At 39.3% G+C, this 21173-nt stretch carries 18 protein-coding genes, 1 tRNA gene and 1 other RNA gene; 10 read left to right on the top strand and 10 right to left on the bottom strand.

Annotation, left to right across the window (positions count from 1 at the left end; all coding sequences use genetic code 11):
- Positions 1-2 precede the first annotated feature (2 nt).
- The gene (gene cas6 / locus ACL9RF_RS04025) at positions 3-791 is read right to left on the bottom strand and encodes a CRISPR-associated endoribonuclease Cas6 (protein ID WP_422799304.1); all 789 of its coding nucleotides are present in this window, start codon (positions 789-791) and stop codon (positions 3-5) included.
- A 301-nt stretch (positions 792-1092) separates the two neighbouring features.
- A tRNA-Arg gene (locus ACL9RF_RS04020) sits at positions 1093-1166 on the bottom strand.
- A 148-nt stretch (positions 1167-1314) separates the two neighbouring features.
- On the opposite strand from ACL9RF_RS04020, the gene ACL9RF_RS04015 reads away from it, so the two are divergent.
- The gene (locus ACL9RF_RS04015; protein ID WP_422799303.1) at positions 1315-2145 is read left to right on the top strand and encodes an alpha/beta fold hydrolase; all 831 of its coding nucleotides are present in this window, start codon (positions 1315-1317) and stop codon (positions 2143-2145) included.
- Positions 2146-2258: 113 nt separating this feature from the next.
- On the opposite strand, the gene ACL9RF_RS04010 is transcribed toward ACL9RF_RS04015, so the two are convergent.
- Genes ACL9RF_RS04010 through ACL9RF_RS03985 form a run of 6 tightly spaced genes read right to left on the bottom strand, consistent with a single transcriptional unit; the run spans position 2259 to position 8595 of the window.
- A complete protein-coding gene (locus ACL9RF_RS04010) occupies positions 2259-3497 on the bottom strand; it encodes a sulfate adenylyltransferase subunit 1 (RefSeq protein ID WP_422799302.1) in 1239 nt (412 codons plus the stop codon).
- A gap of 11 nt (positions 3498-3508) precedes the next feature.
- Positions 3509-4399, bottom strand: coding sequence for a sulfate adenylyltransferase subunit CysD (gene cysD / locus ACL9RF_RS04005; protein ID WP_422799301.1), 891 nt, complete (start codon positions 4397-4399; stop codon positions 3509-3511).
- 8 nt (positions 4400-4407) lie between these two features.
- On the bottom strand, positions 4408-5112 hold the full coding sequence (locus tag ACL9RF_RS04000; RefSeq protein WP_422799983.1) for a phosphoadenylyl-sulfate reductase: 705 nt from the start codon (positions 5110-5112) through the stop codon (positions 4408-4410).
- A gap of 2 nt (positions 5113-5114) precedes the next feature.
- The gene (locus ACL9RF_RS03995; RefSeq protein ID WP_422799300.1) at positions 5115-5693 is read right to left on the bottom strand and encodes a precorrin-2 dehydrogenase/sirohydrochlorin ferrochelatase family protein; all 579 of its coding nucleotides are present in this window, start codon (positions 5691-5693) and stop codon (positions 5115-5117) included.
- Between the two features lies 1 nt (position 5694).
- Positions 5695-6462: a uroporphyrinogen-III C-methyltransferase gene (gene cobA / locus ACL9RF_RS03990; protein WP_422799299.1), complete on the bottom strand. Its 768-nt coding sequence runs from the start codon at positions 6460-6462 to the stop codon at positions 5695-5697.
- Positions 6463-6483: 21 nt separating this feature from the next.
- Positions 6484-8595 (bottom strand): HEPN domain-containing protein, encoded by a 2112-nt coding sequence (locus ACL9RF_RS03985; RefSeq protein ID WP_422799298.1) that lies wholly within the window; start codon positions 8593-8595, stop codon positions 6484-6486.
- A gap of 173 nt (positions 8596-8768) precedes the next feature.
- Between ACL9RF_RS03985 and ACL9RF_RS03980 the strand changes: the two genes are divergently transcribed.
- The 5 genes from ACL9RF_RS03980 (at position 8769) to ACL9RF_RS03960 (ending at position 14418) form a co-directional block, all read left to right on the top strand.
- Positions 8769-9743 carry a PstS family phosphate ABC transporter substrate-binding protein gene (locus ACL9RF_RS03980; protein WP_422799297.1) on the top strand — a complete coding sequence of 325 codons (975 nt, stop codon included), beginning with the start codon at positions 8769-8771 and terminating at the stop codon, positions 9741-9743.
- On the top strand, positions 9740-10627 hold the full coding sequence (gene pstC, locus ACL9RF_RS03975) for a phosphate ABC transporter permease subunit PstC (RefSeq protein ID WP_422799296.1): 888 nt from the start codon (positions 9740-9742) through the stop codon (positions 10625-10627). The genes ACL9RF_RS03980 and pstC overlap by 4 nt, the downstream gene beginning before the upstream one ends.
- A complete protein-coding gene (locus ACL9RF_RS03970) occupies positions 10627-11481 on the top strand; it encodes a PstA family ABC transporter permease (protein ID WP_422799295.1) in 855 nt (284 codons plus the stop codon). Before pstC ends, ACL9RF_RS03970 begins: the two co-directional genes overlap by 1 nt.
- Positions 11436-12272 carry a phosphate ABC transporter ATP-binding protein gene (locus tag ACL9RF_RS03965; RefSeq protein WP_422799294.1) on the top strand — a complete coding sequence of 279 codons (837 nt, stop codon included), beginning with the start codon at positions 11436-11438 and terminating at the stop codon, positions 12270-12272. The genes ACL9RF_RS03970 and ACL9RF_RS03965 overlap by 46 nt, the downstream gene beginning before the upstream one ends.
- A gap of 481 nt (positions 12273-12753) precedes the next feature.
- Positions 12754-14418, top strand: coding sequence for an FISUMP domain-containing protein (locus ACL9RF_RS03960; protein WP_422799293.1), 1665 nt, complete (start codon positions 12754-12756; stop codon positions 14416-14418).
- Positions 14419-14764: 346 nt separating this feature from the next.
- On the opposite strand, the gene ACL9RF_RS03955 is transcribed toward ACL9RF_RS03960, so the two are convergent.
- Positions 14765-15868, bottom strand: a complete 1104-nt coding sequence (locus ACL9RF_RS03955) for a hypothetical protein (protein WP_422799292.1) — start codon at positions 15866-15868, stop codon at positions 14765-14767.
- Between the two features lie 140 nt (positions 15869-16008).
- On the opposite strand from ACL9RF_RS03955, the gene ssrA reads away from it, so the two are divergent.
- The 4 genes from ssrA (at position 16009) to ACL9RF_RS03935 (ending at position 20361) form a co-directional block, all read left to right on the top strand.
- Positions 16009-16378, top strand: a transfer-messenger RNA (tmRNA) gene (gene ssrA, locus ACL9RF_RS03950).
- 1191 nt (positions 16379-17569) lie between these two features.
- The gene (locus tag ACL9RF_RS03945) at positions 17570-18427 is read left to right on the top strand and encodes a TIR domain-containing protein (RefSeq protein WP_422799291.1); all 858 of its coding nucleotides are present in this window, start codon (positions 17570-17572) and stop codon (positions 18425-18427) included.
- A gap of 277 nt (positions 18428-18704) precedes the next feature.
- A complete protein-coding gene (locus tag ACL9RF_RS03940; RefSeq protein WP_422799290.1) occupies positions 18705-19970 on the top strand; it encodes an AAA family ATPase in 1266 nt (421 codons plus the stop codon).
- On the top strand, positions 19960-20361 hold the full coding sequence (locus ACL9RF_RS03935) for a hypothetical protein (RefSeq protein ID WP_422799289.1): 402 nt from the start codon (positions 19960-19962) through the stop codon (positions 20359-20361). Before ACL9RF_RS03940 ends, ACL9RF_RS03935 begins: the two co-directional genes overlap by 11 nt.
- A 134-nt stretch (positions 20362-20495) precedes the next feature.
- On the opposite strand, the gene ACL9RF_RS03930 is transcribed toward ACL9RF_RS03935, so the two are convergent.
- Positions 20496-21170, bottom strand: coding sequence for a hypothetical protein (locus tag ACL9RF_RS03930; protein WP_422799288.1), 675 nt, complete (start codon positions 21168-21170; stop codon positions 20496-20498).
- Positions 21171-21173 lie beyond the last annotated feature (3 nt).

Raw genomic sequence — 21173 nt, 5'->3', positions numbered from 1 at the left:
GTTTAATCTTCAACAATCTCAAGGAGTCCCATCCCCTGCCCATTATACAAGCCTGCGCCAGCATTACCCAACAATTCCAAAAACCTCCGTTCTGCCTTCACTTCCAACTTAAAATTTACAAAACCACGGATCTTCGTTTCTTCAGGCGTATCAGCTTTAATGGTAATTAACCGGGATTTCGGCGGAAGCCTATTATACGTCACTGTCGCAAATAGAAAGGCGGATTGCGCTGTTACGTCGTCATAAGAAGCTTTAATCTTTTCACGCCAATTATAGATAAGCGACGAAATAAAATCCACATCCTGCGGAGAGCGATAATCATAATTTCCAGCATCGTTTTTTAAGCCTATCACCAACGGTGATAGCGGAGCGAAAGTTCTGGACAAAATTTGATTTTCGCCATAACTAGCCAAAAGGTTAGGTAATGCTTCTATAGCTTTAACTTTAAAGCAAACCTTAGACTTTTTATCTGCAATAACTATACTCTCAGATGAAAAAAGACCTTGAACAAAATATTGTACCGCTTCTGGTAAGTGAAATGACACGACAAATGACAACTCATTATGTTGCAAAAGCAAACGATCACCTTCAATTTTAAAAGGACAATTTATAGCTGAAAACGTAAAAAATTTAAAACCTTTTCCATAACCTTTTTCATGAAGAAAATCAGCATACTGCCTATCCCCTTTAGCCATAATCCGGTAAATCGCGGATGACAACGGATATTGGTAATTAATTGGTATCATTAGCCTGTTCACTGTATCTGTCGATACTACAATCTTAAATCTCATATTAGTTTATACAACATGTAATGATAAACAATAAAATTAAAATAGCATTACGGAAAACCGTAATGCTATTTTAATTTATATCCTACTAGTAAAAATTTGGTTATGGTGTAAATATTTAATTTAGCAGTTAAAAACAGAACGTCTCAAAGTAAAAATCGTACAAGAATCCATTGAATGACCTAGAAATTTAAGCAGTACCCCGTACAAATTTTTACAACTTACCTTATTCCCAAAGAATCCCGGCCGAAAAAGGAAATTTAACGACAAAAAAAGAGGGTTTTCATAAAGAAAACCCTCTCGGTGCGCTCAAAGGGAGTCGAACCCCTAACCTCCTGATCCGTAGTCAGGTGCTCTATCCAATTAAGCTATGAGCGCGGCTTCCGTCACTTTCAGAACCGTAGTTCCTTCCGTTTTGGTGATGCAAATATCAATACTTTTTTATAAAAAACAAAGCTTTTTAAGCTAAAAAAGCAACATTATACCTATATTGCTGATATTTACGGAATTAAAATTTCATTTTTTTATGGCAGAAAGGATTATTCGTAGCAGCAAAGTACGTATTGACGATATTAGCGTTTCATATTATATAAAAAAGGCGACAGAACCCGAGAAACAGGTCATCCTATTTATCCATGGTTTTCCCTTTAACAAAAACTCATGGCGACAGCAGTTAGCATCTTTAGAAGACAATATTACAGGACTTGCTGTTGATGTCCGCGGACACGGACTTTCTACCCATGGGCACGGCTTCTTTAGCATTGATGTCTTTGCGAAAGACTTACGTTCATTTATGGATGCCCTAGGCATTGAAAAAGCTATTCTATGTGGCGTATCGATGGGCGGATATATAGCCCTGCGCACCTACGAACTAATTCCCGATCGCATAAACGGCCTTATCCTATCAGACACCCAACATAAAGCCGACGATAATTTGGCGAAACAGAAACGATTTGATAGCATCCAAGCGCTATTAAGATACGGTAGAAGACCATTTGCGCTCGGTTTTATAGACAATCTACTCGCAAAAAAGAGTATAGAAGCGCATCCAGAGCTGGTAGAATTTATTAAAAGCAGTATACGCAGGAATTCCATTCGCGGCATCTGCGCTACCCAACTGGCCTTAGCCTCGCGCACGGATAGCAGCGCCTTATTAGCAAAGATTAACGTTCCTACCCTGTTGCTACGAGGTGAGGAGGATAAAATTACCCCTAAAGCAGTTATGGAGGAGATGCACACCGCAATAGCAGGATCAAAATTTATAGAAATTCCGGGAACCGGACATTTACCAAACTTGGAGGATCCACTTGCCTTCAACAAGGAAATAAACCTATACCTCTTAACACACTCCAGATAATAGTGCAAAAGTGCATAAAGAACGAAGTAGAAATTAAATCCTTACATCCTTAAATCCCAAAAAAGATACAAAGATATAAAGATATAAAGATTTAATTTCTCCGCTATTAACCCTTAATGCTCTATAATTAACGCCCCCACTGTTAAGTTATTTCGTGGATCGATAAGAATAGCATGCGAACAGGCAGGAAATTCAGAATTAAAGTCAAAAATAATGTCTGCAGCAGCACCTACGCTAACCCTACCAATATCATTCAGCTTAATTTGCTCGTTGTAAATACGCTCCTGCGTATGTACATCAAACGTATAAAGTACCTCCGCAATCTTAACTTTTGTAATGCGGCTATGCTGCTGTAACAAATACACCTGAGACACATCCAGCGGCCTATGCTCAAACCAACTGATATTAGCCTCAAACACACGTTGCTGCTGTGGCGGAAAAGCGGCGCTGACAATAAAATCGCCACGCGAAATATCCACATCATCCGTTAAGTGCAAAATCACAGACTGACCTGCTGCGGCAGCAGGCAGCTCCTGCTGATCCAGCTCTATAGCCTTCACCGTACTCGAAGTCCCCGAAGGCAGAATAAGCACCGGATCGCCAACCTTAAGACCGTCGCCAATAACACGGCCAGCATACCCCCTATAATCCGGTAAGTCTACACCCTGAGGGCGCAGCACCCACTGCACCGGAAATCGCCAGCCAGCAGCCGTATCCTCTGGCAACTCCAGCTGCTCCAAATACTGCAGCAATGTAGGGCCAGCATACCAAGGTATACGTTCCGATGGGTACACAATATTATCACCTTTCAATGCCGATACCGGCAGAAAGTCAACCCCCTGAAGGCCTAAATTTTCTGCAAGCTGAAGATAATCTGCTTTAATATTTTCAAAAACCTCCTCCGCATAATCCACCATATCCATTTTATTCATGCAGACCAGCACCTTCTTCACAGACAGCAATTTCGCAATAAAGGAATGTCTTTTCGTTTGTTCAATAACCCCCTTTCGCGCATCGATAAGAATAATTATTAAGTCCGAATTAGAAGCCCCAGTAATCATATTCCGGGTATACTCAATATGTCCAGGGGCATCAGCAATAATAAACTTCCGCTTATCCGTCTGAAAATACTTATAAGCCACATCAATGGTAATCCCCTGCTCACGCTCCGCCTTCAGTCCGTCCGTAAGAATAGCTAAGTCCACCGTACCATCCTCATTTTTGCGGTTTGCCAGTCGGATAGCCTCCAGCTGATCATCTAATATAGAATCCGTATCATACAGCAAACGACCAATGAGTGTACTCTTACCATCATCCACCGACCCTGCAGTAATAAATTTCAGTATGTTCATTATATAATATCCTAAAAGTACCCTTGTTTTTTACGTTCCTCCATTGCAGCCTCAGAGACACGGTCATCCAGGCGGGCACCACGTTCACTCACCGTAGAGGCATTAATTTCGGCAATAATAGCATCCAATTCGGTAGCCTCCGATTCTACAGCAGCCGTACAAGTCATGTCGCCAACTGTCCTAAATCTTACAGACTTATGCGCAACCAGCTCATCCGGTTCTATCTGTAAAATATCCGCAGCCGCCATCCACTGGCCGTTTCTCCATACCACATCCCTCTGGTGCGCAAAATAAATCGATGGCAGGCTAATATTTTCACGTTTAATATAATGCCATACATCCAATTCAGTCCAGTTGGAAATCGGAAACACCCGAACATTTTCGCCCTTTTGAATCTTTCCATTAAAAATATTCCATAACTCCGGACGCTGTCTTTTAGGATCCCACTGTCCAAAGGCATCACGCACCGAAAAAATACGTTCTTTGGCACGCGCCTTCTCCTCATCCCTCCTTGCGCCACCAATACAAGCATCAAAGCCATACTGTTCAATGGTATCCAATAAGGTTACCGTCTGCAGCGCATTTCTACTGGCATTCTTCCCCTGCTCTTCAATAACCCTACCCCGGTCAATACTATCCTGAACAGCACCAACAATAAGCTTTTCACCAATCTCCTCCAGCAGCCAATCCCTGTAAGCAATTGTTTCCGGAAAATTATGTCCCGTATCGATGTGCACCAAAGGGAAAGGAAACTTACCCGGCCTAAAGGCTTTTTTTGCTAAGTGCACTAAAGTAATGCTATCCTTTCCGCCAGAAAATAGCAAGGCAGGTTTCTCAAACTGCGCCGCGACCTCTCTTAAAATATAAATGGCCTCTGCCTCAAGATGATCTAAATAATCCATTCCTCAATTTATTTCGTTTTACTATGTAATCCACACTCCTTTTTACTCGTATCCTCCCACCACCAGCGTCCAGCACGGAAGTCTTCCCCCGGTTGCACCGCACGTGTACAAGGCTGACAGCCAATGCTAGGGAACCCCCTATCGTGAAGGCGGTTATAAGGAATATTATGTAATTTTAAAAATTGCTCCACATCAGCCAAGGACCAGTGAAACAAAGGGTGCACCTTTATCACAGCATTATCTGCATCCCATTCCACACTTTCCATATCCTCCCGATTGGGCGATTGCTCTGCCCGGATGCCAGTAATCCAGATTTTATAACCCGCTACAGCACGCTTTAAGGGCTCTATTTTACGGATATAACAACACTCCTTCCTATTATCCACCGATTCGTAGAAGCTGGACGGCCCTTTATGCGTTACCATCGCTTCCACGGCGGTAGTATTGGGGTAATAAGCCTTTATTGGCAACTGATATCTTTCCAAGGTGCGATTCCATACCGCATAGGTCTCCGGAAATAAGCGACCCGTTTCCAACGTAAAAATAGCCACCTCAGGCTGCACCTGCTGCGCCAAAATATGCGTAATAACCTGATCCTCGATACCAAAAGAAGTCGAGAAAACAGCCCTATCGCCATAATTTGAAGCTATAAAAGCCAATATCTCCTCGGCCGTAAGCGGCGCTAAGCTATTTTTTAAATTCTCCATTTCCAGCATTATTCCCCCCGCTTTAAACTATCCTTAGTATGCGCATTTAAGACCCTAATCTTCTCCTGCAAATCACCCTTAAGCTGCTTGCGTAAAGCCTGCATAAGCAGCAAAGTATCATCAATCTCTTCCGGCAACAGCTCATTGAAAAACTCCTTCAAGCGCTTAGCCATAGTAGGCGACTTTCCATTGGTAGAAATCCCCAGCTTCAAGTTTCCCTTCTGTACCACAGAGCCCAGGTAGAAGTCACATAGATCAGGTTTATCGGCAACATTAAGCAAGATATGAGCCTGTTGTGTAAGTTTTCTAACCTCCTTGTTTAAGGCCTCATTGTTGGTCGCCAAAACAACCAGATCCTTATCCAAAAGATCCGACGGCAAGAAACCACGCTGACTAATACGCACTGTATCCCTAAGCGCAGCAAAATCCCATACCTCGGGTAAAATATCCTGCGCCACAACATGCACAAAAGCAAAAGGAGAATTCGTAAATATAGCCTGAAGCTTCTCCAGACCAACAGGACCCGCGCCCACCAATAAAGTCTGCAGCTGATCCATTTTTACATAAATAGGAAACAAGGTATTCATACTACACCGCTAGAAGTTGAGCCTGCTGCATAACACGCTGGAAGGAGGCATGTTTACGCACCACCTCCCCTAATACCAAGATCGCCGGTACAGCAATTAAATTCTGCTCCACCTCCTCTAAAATGGTGTTTATACTGCCCAAGGCAATGCGTTCTGTTGGTAAGGAACCATTCTGAATCACAGCAATAGGCAAATCACCACGCCCCTGCTGCTGATAGAGGGCCACAATTTCTGGTAATTTAGCGTAGCCCATCAATAGCACCACCGTAGCATTCGTATGCACTGCCGTCAGCAAGTCATTCGAAAGCTTACCATCCGAGGTCGCTCCCGTTATCACCCAGAAACTCTCGCTAATACCCCTATATGTCAAAGGTATCTGCTGTAAAGCTGTTAAACCAACCGACGAAGAGATACCAGGTACCACAGCAGTGTCGATGTTAAACTGTCGGGCATAATCCAATTCTTCACCACCACGGCCAAAGACAAAAGGATCGCCACCTTTAAGGCGCACGACATGGCCATGTGTTAAGGCATAATCGACCAAAAGCTTATTAATATAATCTTGTGAAGTCGATAAACGCTCGGCCCGCTTGCCGACATAAATCTTGACGCATGATGGTTTAGCATAATCCAGTAGCTCGGCATTTACTAAGGCATCATACAAGATAACATCGGCATCCATTATTGCTTTTATTCCTTTGCGCGTGATAAGGTCAGGATCGCCAGGACCAGCGCCTACCAAGGTAATAAAGGGTTTATTTTTTTTCATTTCTCACTCTCCCTATTAATTTTAAACGTTTACGGAACGTAAAGCCTCCCTTCGGGCTGCAGCCTCATAATAAAACGCTGTAGCTTGAACGATGTACGTCTCAGCAAAATCCTTACTAGGCTGGTATTTATTAAGCTGCAACACCCGGTCAGCAAAAGACGTAGGAAAGGTAAATATCCCTTCCTGCACATACCGCAAGTCGAACTCCTGAATAACGGCAGACTGCGTACTTGAATTTACACCCTTATCCAAGAGCAAAGCCTTTGCAGTCCAGACAAAAGAGCTGTAACTATGGTAAATAGCATCCGCATACTGCTCCTTTTCAAGAGCCAGTTTTGCCCATTCAATTTTCTCCTCCGCCTCCAGGAGCAACGTCGCCACCAAGTCGATCATCACCCCGGCACATTCCCCAACACCTATTGCCGTTTCAAAATCCCCTTGATGCCCCCAGTCGATAAACTCCTCTGCCGTAAGCGTGCTTAAATCGGCCAGCGGTTTCAGCAGCTGATAGAAATAATCCTTACCGCGGCGTTCGTAATAACCCAAGAAATGCTCTTCGTTTTGCTTTTCCCGCTTAAAATCCACCAGCAGCAGGTCTACGACCTGCAGTACACGCTTCGTAGGCACCTTGATAACCCGCTCGGCAGCACGCCCTTCCCCATCCCCAATGGTACCTCCACCCAACATCACCTGCGCAGCAGGAACAACCTTCCCTTGCGCCTTTACCGAGCTGCCATGAAAACCAATATGCGCCAATCCATGCTGGCCACAGGAGTTCATACAGCCTGATATCTTAATTTTTAGCGCTTGTTCGTAAATAAAATCATCGTGAAAATCGTGTATATATTGCTCCAGCACGCGTGCCATTTCTGTAGAATTGGAGATGCCCAGATTACAGGTATCTGTACCCGGACAGGTTGTAATATCGGCCGTACTATCGTATCCAGGCTTTGCAAACCCCAGCGTCGTTAAAACATTAAATACATGGGGCAGCGACTCCTTACGGACAAATTTAAACATCAGATTCTGACCCTGTGTTATCCGAATATCATCCGCAATATGGCCCTGCAATTCCTGCAGTAAAATACGTGCTTTTTCGGTTGATATATCTCCCGTTAACACCTTGACATTAACACCGTAATACCCCTTTTGTTTTTGTTCAAAAACATTCGTTTGTCGCCATATAGCAAAGGCTGTAGAATCTACCGGTGTAACTTCGGCTAGGGCTACTGCCACTGGTGCGTCCACAGCAGAACTATCTGTCTGGGTATCCACCCAATACACCTGGTTTTTATTGGCTATACGTTCTTCCTCGATCAAGCGCAGCACTTCCGACAAACCTAGCTTTTGTACCAAATATTTAAACCGCGCCTTATTCCGATTATTACGTTCGCCATAGCGGTCAAAAACCCGTAACGTAGCTTCTATATAAGGAATAATCTGCTCTTCAGGCATGAACTCCTGCACCACATTGGCCAGTATAGGCTGCGCCCCTAAACCACCACCAAGCATCACCTTAAAACCACGTTTTTCAACGCCATCAGTTACAATAACCTTAGGGATAAACCCAAAATCATGGATATAGCTAAAAGCAGTATCGCGCTCAGACGATGAAAAAGCAATTTTAAACTTCCTTCCCATCTCCGCACAAATAGGGTTTCGTAAGAAGTAAGCAAAGGTAGCATGTGCATAAGGGGAAACATCAAAGGGCTCTAAGGGGTCTATACCTGCCGTGGCAGATGCCGTGACATTACGCACGGTATTTCCACAAGCTTCGCGCAATGTAATGTCGTCTTCTGCAAGTTTAGCCCATAATTCGGGTGTCTTATCCAGACTTACATAATGTATTTGGATATCCTGCCTTGTGGTTAAATGCAGGTTACTGCTGGCATAGGTATCCGAAATGTCTGCAATCTTTAACAGCTGCTTAAAGGTAACCTTTCCAAAGGGTAACTTTATGCGAACCATTTGCACCCCAGGCTGCCGCTGTCCGTATACACCACGGGCAAGGCGTAAGGACCTAAACTTCTCATCGGGTAATGTACCCGCTTGAAAGTCCTTAATCTTTCGCTCTAACTCAATGATCTCCTGCGCTACAATGGGGTTCTCTAATTCTGTACGAAAACTTTGCATGATTTAATATTATCCTTGGTTTTATAATATTTGCAATAATTATATCTATAAATAGGTAAATCGATAACTATTGCATCACAAAAGTATAAAAATAAAAACTATTTGCACTATATATTCTACCAAATTACTATATATTTGTGAAATAAATTTAAATGCTACTTCACCCATCCTAAATGAAAAAGAATAAAATACTACTAATCAGCGTTTTAATTCTTAATCTTTTGAGCAGTTGCGCACCAAAGGTAAAAGAAGGCTATGACGAAAAACTTGGATACAGCGGAAATATATCAATTTCTGGTGCTTTTGCGCTCTATCCAATTGTGGTATTGTGGTCTGAGGATTTTAAAAAATTGCACCCTCATGTGCGTTTTAATATCTCTGCTGGGGGCGCTGGAAAGGGTATTGCCGATGTTTTAACAAATATGGTTGATATCGGACTGGTATCTCGGGATTTACATCCGCAGGAAATAGAAAAAGGCGCTTTACCCTTATTTGTGGCTAAAGATGCGGTCTTAGGTACCTTTAATGCCAACCACCCCGATGCAGCACTGCTCAAAACACGCGGTTTAACGCAGGCGGAGCTACAGGATATTTTTACGGGTAATAAGTATAAAACATGGCGCGATATTGATCGACGCTTTTCAAATACTGCTATCGGAGTTTATGTGCGTTCCGATGCGGCGGGTGCTGCTGAAACCTGGGCGAAGTTCTTTAAATTGAGCCAAGAGGATTTAAAAGGTGTAGGTATATTTGGGGACCCGGGGTTAGCGCAGGCTATTAAAGACAATACCTTTGCTATCGGTTTTAATAATATCAATTATGTGTATGACCTAAAAACACAGATGACAACACCTAATATCGCCGTTATTCCAATTGACAAGAATAAAAATGGGAAAATTGATCCTGAAGAGGATTTTTACAGCAACCTGGATGAACTTATAGCAGCCGTTGCTGATCATAAATACCCTTCGCCACCAGCTCGGGATTTGGCCTTTGTAATTCAAAAAAACAATGCCAGCAAACTGATAAAGGAATTTATACACTTTGTCATGGCGAAGCAACAACAGGGTTACCTGCTTGAAAATGGCTATGTGCCACTTACGGATAAGCAAATAGAATTAGAATTTGAAAAGATACATACGCCATGAACAGGAGGTTACGAAAAGACTCTATAGTCAAAAACTGCGCCTTAGCGCTCCTTATCCTTACGGCATCCATTATTGTACTACTGGTGGTAGGCTTAGGGATAAAGGCGATGCCACTGCTGCAAACGCAGAACCTGCTGGATATCCTTACAGCCAGCGTGTGGTCTCCGCTAAAAGGTAACTTCGGTTTTCTGCCGTTTATTTTGGGTACGGCTTGGGTTACCTTCATAGCTTTGATTATTGCGGTGCCCTTATGCATTTTAGCGTCGGTATACCTGGTAGAGTACGCCTCAGACCGCCTACGCCAATTGGTCATGCCACTGATGAATGTCTTGGCGGCTATTCCGCCGGTTTTATATGGTGTGTGGGGGGTACTTTTCGTGGTACCCTTAGTGGGTCAGTGGATAGCGCCTATATTTGGCGTGACCACAACAGGCTATTCTGTTTTTGCTGGTGGAATTGTCTTGGCGGTAATGATCTTCCCAATTATGGTGAGTATTATGGTCGAGGTACTTCAAACTATTCCTTACGACCTGAAAGCGGCTTCCTTATCTTTGGGGGCCACCCGCTGGGAGACCGTGCAAAAGGTTGTTCTTAAAAAAGCTCGCCCCGGCATTATTGCAGCCATCGTTCTGGCCATATCCCGTGCCATTGGTGAAACCATTGCTGTATTGATGGTCTGCGGTAATATCCCTCAGATACCGAAATCACTATTCGATGCGGGGTACCCTATTCCGGCGCTTATCGCCAACAATTTTGGTGAGATGATGTCTATACCGCTCTACGATGCAGCGCTGATGTTTGCCGCCCTGTTGCTGTTTATTATTATCTTCGGATTCAACCTGATATCAAGAACCATCTTAAGCCGCTTGGAGGAGCATAACTAATGTCGAATATTAAATCCAGACTTCGCAACGAGAAAATCGCTAAAATTTGTATGCAGCTATCGGGTATCAGCATAACAGGTTCCTTGTTCCTTATTGTGGGCATTATACTCTACAAGGGGCTACCCTACTTAAGTTGGGAAATGGTAAGCCAGTCGCCACAAGGGGGCTTTTACATTGGCAAGGGTGGCGGAATATTAAACGCTATACTTGGATCTTTATATCTGGCCAGCGTATCCACCGCTTTAGCTGCCCTTATTGGTATCCCTATAGCCTTGTACCTCCATGTTTATGTGAAGCGCGACACCTGGCTGGTTAAGGCGGCGAAGCTATTGTTTGATGTGCTATTTGGAATTCCGTCTATTGTGTACGGCGCTATTGCCTTTAGTATAATGGTATGGCTGGGTATTCGAGCCTCCCTGCTGGGTGGTATAATTACCATCACGCTATTAACCATACCTATTGTAGTGCGTACTATAGACGAACTTTTGGCCACCATTCCTATAGACTTAAAAAATGTAACGAAATCACTGGGCGCTACACGTTGGGAGATTGCACAGGTATTATTGAAATACATTAAACCTGGCGTATTTACAGCGCTACTTTTAGCCTTTGGCCGTGCTATTGGCGATGTCGCAGGGGTATTGCTGACCACAGGTTTTAGTGATAATCTTCCGAAGTATATAGATGAGCCGGCGGCAACATTGCCCTTAGCGATTTTTTTCCAGCTGAGTAGTCCCATACCTGAGGTTCAAGGACGTGCCTATGCCTCGGCTTTAGTTTTAACATTTATCATTTTAATTATTGTTATATGCACACACATTCTAGCCTCGAAACAGAAAAAACACAAAATTTAGGTGCAGCAAATCATGTAGCATCCGTGCCTACTGCGTTAGCGCCGCATATACAAATCAAGGATTTGAATGTACATATAGAGGGTAAACATATTTTAAAAAATATAAATCTCGACATCCCCAATAATTCTATCACCTCCATTATCGGACCTTCGGGCTGCGGCAAAACAACGCTCCTGAAGACATTAAACAGGTTGTTGGACGACAGTAAAAATGTGCTGGTTTCGGGTTCGGTTTTAGTAAATGGCGAGGATATTTATGCTAAGGATGCTGAGGTAACCCATATTCGCAAAAAAATGGGCTTGCTATCTCAACGCCCCTTCCCCTTGCCTATGTCGATTTATGATAATATCGCTTATGGCCCGCGCATCCATGGCGAGCGTAATAAGAAGGTGCTGAACGGTATTGTTGAAACACAGTTGAAAAATGTTGGCCTTTGGGAGGAGGTAAAAAATCGGCTGGACAGCTCTGCTACAGGACTATCTATTGGTCAGCAGCAGCGTTTGTGTTTGGCACGTGGGCTCGCCGTAAAACCAGAAATAATATTAGGTGACGAGAGTACTTCTGCCCTGGATCCTATTTCAACACAGACGATAGAAAACTTACTTATAGAACTCAAAAAAGACTATACTATAGTCTTGGTAACGCATATCTTGCGTCAGGCACGCCGGGTATCCGACTATATTATCTTTGTATATGAAGGTGAAATCGTCGAATTTGGAAAAACCGAAGACGTCTTGTTAAATCCGCAAAACCCCATAACACGGCAGTATGTAAAAGGATTTATCTCCTAGTATAAAACGCCTCAGGGGACGTAGGTTATCCATACTAATCTATTATTATCCGATTAGTATGTATCCTTCTATTGCTGCGCTATAAACAATAGAAACAGTTTTTTTACGGTTTATTTGCTACCTAGGAGACGGCCTATTGAATTTTATGGCGTTGACCGTAGAATTCCTGGGGTAATCTTGCACCTTACCCTTACAGGGTATCTCCAAAGGACTGGCCTTTCCGGAAAATGCCTAAACATTAAGGCTAGCTATTCCAATAGCTAAGCGATTTTATGGAGCTCTTTTTTCTTGAAAATATTGGGTAGATAAAAGGGTTAAATACTGACAAATACCCCTATGTATTCTGCATGAAAAGTACGATTAACAAATACTAGCCTTAAGTACAGTATTTGAAGTCGGTTATGTATTTAATTTTACGGCAATTCAAAAAATTGAATAGATGCAATTATTGTTGGAAGAACCAACACGTAAAACTAAAAATATGAAAAATAAACACAAGTATCTCAGAAAAAACTACTATCGTAGAATCGCCTTATTCTTAATTCCTTTTTTATTTGCTCAAGCTTGCAATAAAATAAAAGACGATAACATTCCGGTATCAGAGGGTATGGCCGAAGTTTATATAGAAGTTAAGGATGATGGATATGCCGACGAAATAGCGGTTGAAAAACCGTTAAATCCATCGGCTAAAGTAAAGCTCAGCCAAGGATATACCTTAGCTGCCGAGCTGCTGCCTGTACCGGGTAATATAGGTAGTAAAGGGAATGGTAGTATTTGTAAGATGACCTCTAGATATCTGGCCCAAGGTAGTTCTGAAAATTTGAAGTATAAGGTTGTACTTTTTGATAAGGAGGGGGTATTTCTTTCTGAAAACAATTTCTCGTCAAAACAGGCTATAGAAGCGAATGCATTTCCTTTGCCTGCTAATGCCCCATACACCTTGATTGTCTATGCTGTAGACGGTACAAGTAAACTGCCGGAGATTACTTTTACTGGTGGTAAAACCTTGGCTTCATCGCAGCTTTTGTTTGATAAAACTGTTGATTTAACGTATTTCCGTAAGGATTTGTTCGTTTCTAATACTGCTAGGCAGGTTATTCATGCATCTTTAAAACATAAATTCAGTGCGCTAATTACGACGATTGATGCTAGCCAACTCGGCCATCCGATAAAGGCATTAACTTCAAGTTTTAATCCTGATTATGGAAAGGTATCCTTTAATTTGGCAACAGGTGAGATCCATAGATCGGGTACTGCATCAAACACGGCGATAGTATTCCCTGCTCTGAATACAATCGCTGTAACCAGTGTGCCTACGGTAATTAATGCGGAGGGGGCTGCAACATTTACGATTTCCAATTTTGAAGCCGGACCACTTAAATTTAAGGCTGTGGTTGGTTTTGATAATTTTAAAATTAAACCTGGTGTATTATACAAGCTAAAACTTACGCTTGTTTCTACAGATGATCGTTACCTGATGTATAAAGATCAGGCTGCGGCACGCATTAATGGGCAGATTTGGATGCTTGGTAATGTGGGTAGTAATGCGACAGCGCAATCTTTGGAGATGCGCAACAACGATTATGTTCAATTGGAGAATATACTCTTTCAGCATGGCGATTATTTTCAGATTGGAAATAGTAACGCTGTAGCCAATAAGATTATAACACGCCAAAATATTACGGATTGGATAAAAACGGATAATACGAGTATTTGGAGTACGGGTACCGAGGAGAAACCTGTGAAATCCAAAAATGACCCCTGCCCTACAGGGTATAGGGTTCCTACAAATACGGAGTTTAAGGCACTAATGGCGAATACCTTAATTACAAATTATGGGGACATAAAATCTGATCCGAAAAATTTTAATGCAGGAAGGTTGTTAGTTAGCAAAGCTAAAAACGAAATTAAATTGTTTTTCCCCTTACAGGGGCTGCTCGGTATTGAATCTGGTGAAAAAGATGCTCCATGTGCAATCGCATCGCGGGGTCTTTTAGGGTATTATTGGACGAGTACTTTGTCGAATGGCGACAAAGTAAAAGTTAATTGGATCCGTTTTAGTGGAAATGACCACGCACGTTTTGAATCTGTTAATTTAACGGATCTTTCTAAGGATGCATTAAATATTAGATGTATTGCTGAATAAATCTGTTCGTTAGATAACTGAGTTAACTATCGAATTTATAGTATAATGCCGCTGCTTATTTTTATAGGTAGCGGCTTTTTTGGGGAGTCTAAGTGGGCATAGCTATCCTATACATAGTATGCTTCGAGATGGTAAAGTTTTGTATCGTTTGGTTTTAACTACTTCTCTATCTGCTGCAATGGGAAGGTTTTTGAGAGCATTTAGTACCGTATTCTTCCTATACATCCTTAGGCCGTTAGTTCACAAAAATTAACTTTTAATTTTTAATGATCTTATACTAAGGGTTTTGAAATTTAAAATAAGCTGTTTATCGGGTTCTTAGATGAACAGCTTATTTTTATGTGATTTATTTTTTCTTTTTTCTCTTTTTTACGAATTTGCTGTATAGGTTTTTAACTAATGCTTTGACTTTATCTAATGTTTTTTTCTCTTTCTTTTGACTTGCCTTGCTGCTGTTTTTCTTTTTAGTGGACTTGGGTTTGGCGCTGGATTTCGCGTTTTCTTTTTTCGATTTGTTCTTTCCTTTACTGCCTTGGGTAGGTCTTGCTTTACTGTTTCCTTTTTCTTGTTTGTCTGGTTTGTCTGGTTTGCCTGGGCTGTCTTTTAGGTTTTCTTTGTTAACCTTGGCTGCTACTTGGTCCTTCGTTTTGGTTTTATTTGTGCTAATGGTCTTTGTTTTTGGTGCCTTTGTTGCTGACGCTGATTTTTCTGCTATGGCGGTTTTTCCTTCCGTACTTTTCGTGTTCGTGCTAGCCTTTACTTGCTTGGTATTAGTTTTATTATTATCCTTAGGGCTTAAATTTGCTTTAGAAGGTTTAGCTGGTTTAGCTGGTTTAGATGTTTTTTTTGGCGCTGCCTTTATTTCTTGATTTTCAGTTGTGTGCGTACTTGCGCTTACTGCTGTACTTTTATTGGCATCATTGTTATTATTATCAATATTAGTATTAGTTGAGCTTACCTTTGGTTTCGCTCTTCCTGCTGTTCGTTCTGTTCTTGCTGTACTAACTTTCCTTGTTGTTCTTACTGGTTTTTTTTTATTATCTTCAAGATCTTGAGTATCCTGTGTATCTTGATTATTTTGGTTATTTTGGCTAGCGTTTGCTACTGCCCTGCTGTTCGTGATGTCGCCTTTTTCGATTTCTGGGGCTCCCGTATTTGTATTGCTCGCCCTTTTTACGGTTTGTTTTGCTACAACATCTACTTCCGCTTTCGCTTCTGTTGCTTCTTGCGCTGGGCTTGTCGTCGCTTTTTTTCTGTATGCTCTCTTTGGTTTTACTGCTGCATTGGGACTGCTTGTGGCGGCTGTGCGGGCAGGCGTAGCTTTCGTCGTATCGTTTTTCGTGGTTGAGCTTGGATTTTTTGTGCTGCGGCCTGCTGTTGCTTTCGCCGCTTTATCTCCTTCAGCTTCGGCTACTTTCGCTATTGTTGTTTTCGGTGTTCTTGTCGCCATAATTTTAAGGTTATTATTAACAATTAATTAACAGACTAATATACAGCAAAATATGTGCTAAACTTTATTTTAGCTTAGAATTTTTGCAGATTTTGCTTATTTACCATTCTTTTTTTATGTAATTTTGCTTTTCATAACCTGGGGTCGACCGGAATTGACAGGGTAGCGATGGTTATGTAAGCATGCAGTGCGTTGTTAGTCTAGCACTTTAATCTGAACTTTCAACTTTATAAATGGCGAAGAAAACTACGCCTTAGCTGCTTAATTTAGAATTAAGATCTAGCTTTTGTCTCGTCGGGCTTTGTTCTACCGCTCGACATTAGAGGCACCGAATCGTAGAACTGGTTTGTGTGATATTGCTAAACATAAATGAGAAACAGCAAATAAGGGGTAAGTTATAGGTTAGCAACCCACCTTTCTTACTCTCGAAAATTAAAGGGAAGCTAAGCATGTAGAAAGCGTAAATCATACTATGTTTGGACGAGGGTTCGAATCCCTCCGGCTCCACAAAACACCTTGTAAATCAAGTATTTATAAGTTTTACACCCAAAATTACACCCGATAATTTTGGGTGTTTCTGTATTAATACGGTTCAAAATTTAATTAATGAGGTTATTTAAAAATATTCCTTTATCGTATTACGCTGTAACTCGCGAAAGTTGTATTAAAAGTTCGAATACTGCCAGTCTAACAAAAGACACTGATTATCAGCGCCTTTTGTTATTTACGGACATATTTCGGACAATTTTCATTTTTTTAAAGTACAATTAAGATAGGTAAATCTAGAATAGGGTGTTGTTATACTTGCTTTTTATAGAAATTATAAATAGTCCAAAGGACTTGGAGTTTTCTTCTTATCAATAATTGTGCAATGTGTAAAGATCATTGTCGTTTTAATGGACTTATGTTCTAATAGCTCTTGATTTATACAAATGTCTATAGTAGACTGAACCAAAAACTAAAACAGATGTCAAAGAGCATGCACTTTGACATCTGTTTTAGTTTTTGGTTTGATTAGTGCTTTCTTTTAGAACAAGCTATACACTGCGTTCACTATAACGACCTGTTTTCTCTCCTTCAATTAGATAATCAGTAGGATTACGTATGCCACAGCTATAAATTGTTATCAAAATCGCTTTGTATTTGAATTATCGGTACTATCAAAAAGTCTACGCACCTCTTCTTTTGATAAGATTCGGGTAATTTTGTTTCACTACGCTTAGGTTATAAGAAATTCAAATGAAGTGATTAATCTAGCAATAAGTGGTATAGTTTTATATACCACCAACTAATGATCGCTGGTAGGAAGAACTGGTTTTGTCATCAATAACTTTCTTGTTGAGAAAAGCTACTATTCTTGAGAAAGGGATTAGAGAGAGCTTTTTATCTCCATGTCTGCCTTTCAAAAATATCGTTACGTACTCTTTGTAAGATTTTTTTTACCAGTAGCATAACGTTGTAGGTGCAAACACTCTTCAAAAGCTGATAAAATTATTTCGCTATCCATATACTCTAAAAGGAAAGATAATAATATCTGTTTCGTTACCCATAATAATTGACAATGATATTGAGTTGATATACAGAAAATTACTATATTTAAGAACTTGATGACGAAATTCTTTTTTAGAGATTATCTGGCGTAACATTATTTCGTTTAAAAAGTAGTTAGCGTAATGCTTTCACCGAAAAAACGTTTAAAATATGAATCCAAGTTATTACCAAAATCAAATTAACCGAATTGAAAAGGAAATTGCAGATTTAAATAAAAAAATCGCAGATGAAAATAAAAAGGAAATAAATAAGAATAAACAAATTGATTCAGTTAATAGAACAATAAATAAAAACACATCACTATCATCTTTACAGAGTAAACAAAAGCAAATTCAAGGTTATCAAAATGATATTTTTAATTGCAAAAAAAAGGTAGCTGATTACCAACAAAAAATTGCATCAAAATCTGTTGATTTAGGAAGAAAAAAACAAGATTTAAGAAAAGTCGAAGAAGCTGAATTTAAAAAGCAGAATCAGCAAAAGCTCGATATACAAAAAAAAATGCAACAATCTATTAATGAGCAAAAATCTCAACTAGATTTATTAATAAATCAAAATTATTCTTCAAAAACTTCTCAAATCGAGGATAAAGATGTTGAAGTAGCCAAGCTTTATGATTTTTTTATTTCTCACGCTTCTGAAGATAAAGAAGATATTGTTAGAAGTTTAGCTGACAACCTAAAAGAAAATGGGTTTTCCGTTTGGTACGATGAATTTGAGTTAAAAATTGGTGATAGTCTAAGAAAAAAAATAGACGCAGGTTTAATTAACTCTAGGTATGGAATTGTAATTATTTCACCTTCATTTGTAAAGAAAAATTGGACGGAATATGAACTTAACGGAATGGTAGCTAGAGAAATGAACGGTCATAAGGTTATTCTTCCAATTTGGCACAAAATTTCTAAAGATGAAGTTTTAAAATTCAGTCCAACTTTAGCAGATAAGATGGCTTTAAATACCTCAATTCATTCTACAGAAGATATAATTAACGCTTTGAGGGAAATATAAAAAAGCCCTCCACTAACATCGTATTGAGGAAATGGCAGGTTATGGGAGAAATTGAAAGTTTCTCCTTTTTTGTCGCAACAGCCTTTTATATTTTCTTTTTTCATAAATTTAGAAAATAATAAAAGGCAGTTGCTTAGCTTAGGGCAAGATTGAATGTTTAGGCTTTTTAGTACGCCCTATAGCCAATACGCGGATAGTTATAGGCAATTTTAAAAAACATATAGTAGACCGTTAAATTCTATTTTGTTACTTTGTAAAAATTAAAAAACTAATAAAAGTGGAAAAAATACTTATAGAAAACTTTGGTGGAATAAATAATATGGAGTTTGACTTTAAGTCAATTAACATACTTATTGGGCCACAAGGTTCTGGGAAAAGCATAACAGTTAAATTGCTATATTTCTTCAAAAACTTTATAAATGAGATAATAAAAAGTATTGAAAATGAAGAAACTAAAAGAGACTTAGACCAAAAGCAAAAAGAAACATTTATAACATTTTTTCCTAAAGAATCTTGGAGCAAAGAAGATTTTTTTATTTCATACTCATATGAAAGCACTTCTATATACATCAAAAAAATTGATAACAAAATAAATTTTGACTACTCTGATAATGTTAAGGCTGTAATAAAAAAAGGAAAAAAGATTTATCAAGATGAAAAAGCTAAGCTTCTGGAAAATAGAAAAGTTCCTAATTTTAGTACTAAAAGACAAATTAATGAAAAAATTCAAAAATGTGTCAAAAATGAATTAGGAAGTCTTTCTACTTTTGACCAGTTTTTTATTCCAGCTGGTAGAAGTTTTTTTGCAAATATCCAAAGCAGCATATTTTCTTTTTTAAGTGATAACAGGTCTTTAGACCCATTTCTTATAGAGTTTGGTTCCTTTTATGAGAACTTAAAACGTTTTTATAATGATCTTTTATCTGATGAAAAAAATGACAAAGAATATGATGAACTAATTTCAGAAATATTAAATAGTACTTATGTCAGAGAAAAAGAGAAGGATTATCTAGTTCACAAAGACCATAGAAAAGTAAATTTAACTAATGCTTCATCTGGACAACAAGAAACCCTACCACTAATAATAATTCTTAAAACTCTTACAAGAATTAATTCTGTAGGAGGAGGTTTTACACTTTATATTGAAGAACCAGAGGCTCACTTATTCCCAACTGCACAAAAACGAATAGTAGAACTATTGGCTCGTACATTTAATAGTACTGACAACAAATTTCAGATATTTGTTACAACTCATAGTCCATACATACTTTCTTCTTTCAATAATTTAATTTATTCTGGAAACATAAAAAATAAATTGAAATCTGAAGGAAAGAAAAACTATAAATTAAATAAAATTATTCCTACAAAAGAACAGTTAGAAAGTGATATGTTTAGTGTTTATTCATTAAGAAATAATGAACAAAGATATTTAATTGAAAAAGATTCAAAACTTATTTCACCTACTATATTAGACTCAGTATCAGATGAGATTTCAGTAGAATTTGATAAACTTCTTAATATTGATTTTTCAAATGAATTGTAGAATAGAATCATCTCAGAAATTATTTACATTTGAGGAGAAGAAAAGTAAATTAACTCTTGAAAATGTTGATCAAGTTACTTCAACTAAAATAATTGTAGACGGTTGTGAAATAAATGACGAAACTATAAGATGTGATTATATGTTGTTAGCTAAAGGACTAGAGTTTTATATTGAACTTAAAGGTCAAGACTTGGCTCATGCCGTAAATCAAATTAAAGCAACAATTAAACGCTTATCGGCAGACTTAAAAATCAAGAATAAAAAAGCTTACATAATTTGTACAAGAAGTCCTCTGAGTTCAACACAAATTCAAAATTTTAAATTTGATTTATTGAAAAACTATAATTCCGATTTACAAATAAAAAGTTCTCCTTACAGGGATAAATATTAAAAAATTGCCTACGACAAGGTATTGCCAAAAGCGAGGCTGAACAGCTTCGATTGTAAATTTGTGCAAGATTCAATATTTGTTCTACTATTGAATTTTTGTACTGAAAATCCCCGCCTTCGGCAATACCCGAACCGTTATTCAGGACTATTTAAGTTTCTGATCTCCTGACGTTTTCGGTCTATACTGTTTAATAATTTGTTTTCCTCCTCTCTTTTAACTACAAGGTCATGGAATTTATTGGGATCATGTGTGTATGTGGAGTCAATATGCGATGTAATATTTGGCAACTCCAATTCCATCATTCGGTAACGCATCTCATATGATATTCTATTGTCAAGCTGTCTGTTCTTCTCGTATAGAGCACCAAGCCCTAGCGAGATAACGACCGAAAATAATACCATAAGAACAGCCATAGGAGTCGATTTCAAATCGATGCCATATTGATATTTCACGATGACCTGTTCGGGAATCGCTGAAATTTTTGACACAATCTCTTTTTCTTTGTCTGCTAGTACGACTAATTCCCGTCTAGATGTAATGGCAATTTCATTGGCGACATCTTGAAGTGCCCCATAATCGTTAATGATCTTGGATAGAACATCATTTTCCCGTTTAATAAATTGCTTGATTTGTTGTAGTAGTTCCTGATCTTTGGAGCGCATTACATGAAATTCTCGCATGTTTTTTTCATTATCTGAAAGCAGGGATACAATTGTCGGCATGATTCGTACAATATCCTGCGTGATGAGGTCTGTGTTTTCCTGCAATGCGCTTACCTGTTGCAATAAGTTTTCTAATTCTGTATGCATAGT

Source organism: Sphingobacterium sp. Mn56C (genome assembly GCF_049319645.1).
Lineage (GTDB): Bacteria > Bacteroidota > Bacteroidia > Sphingobacteriales > Sphingobacteriaceae > Sphingobacterium.
Note: the sequence above shows the minus strand (reverse complement) of the source record. Positions and strands in the feature narration are given on the sequence as shown.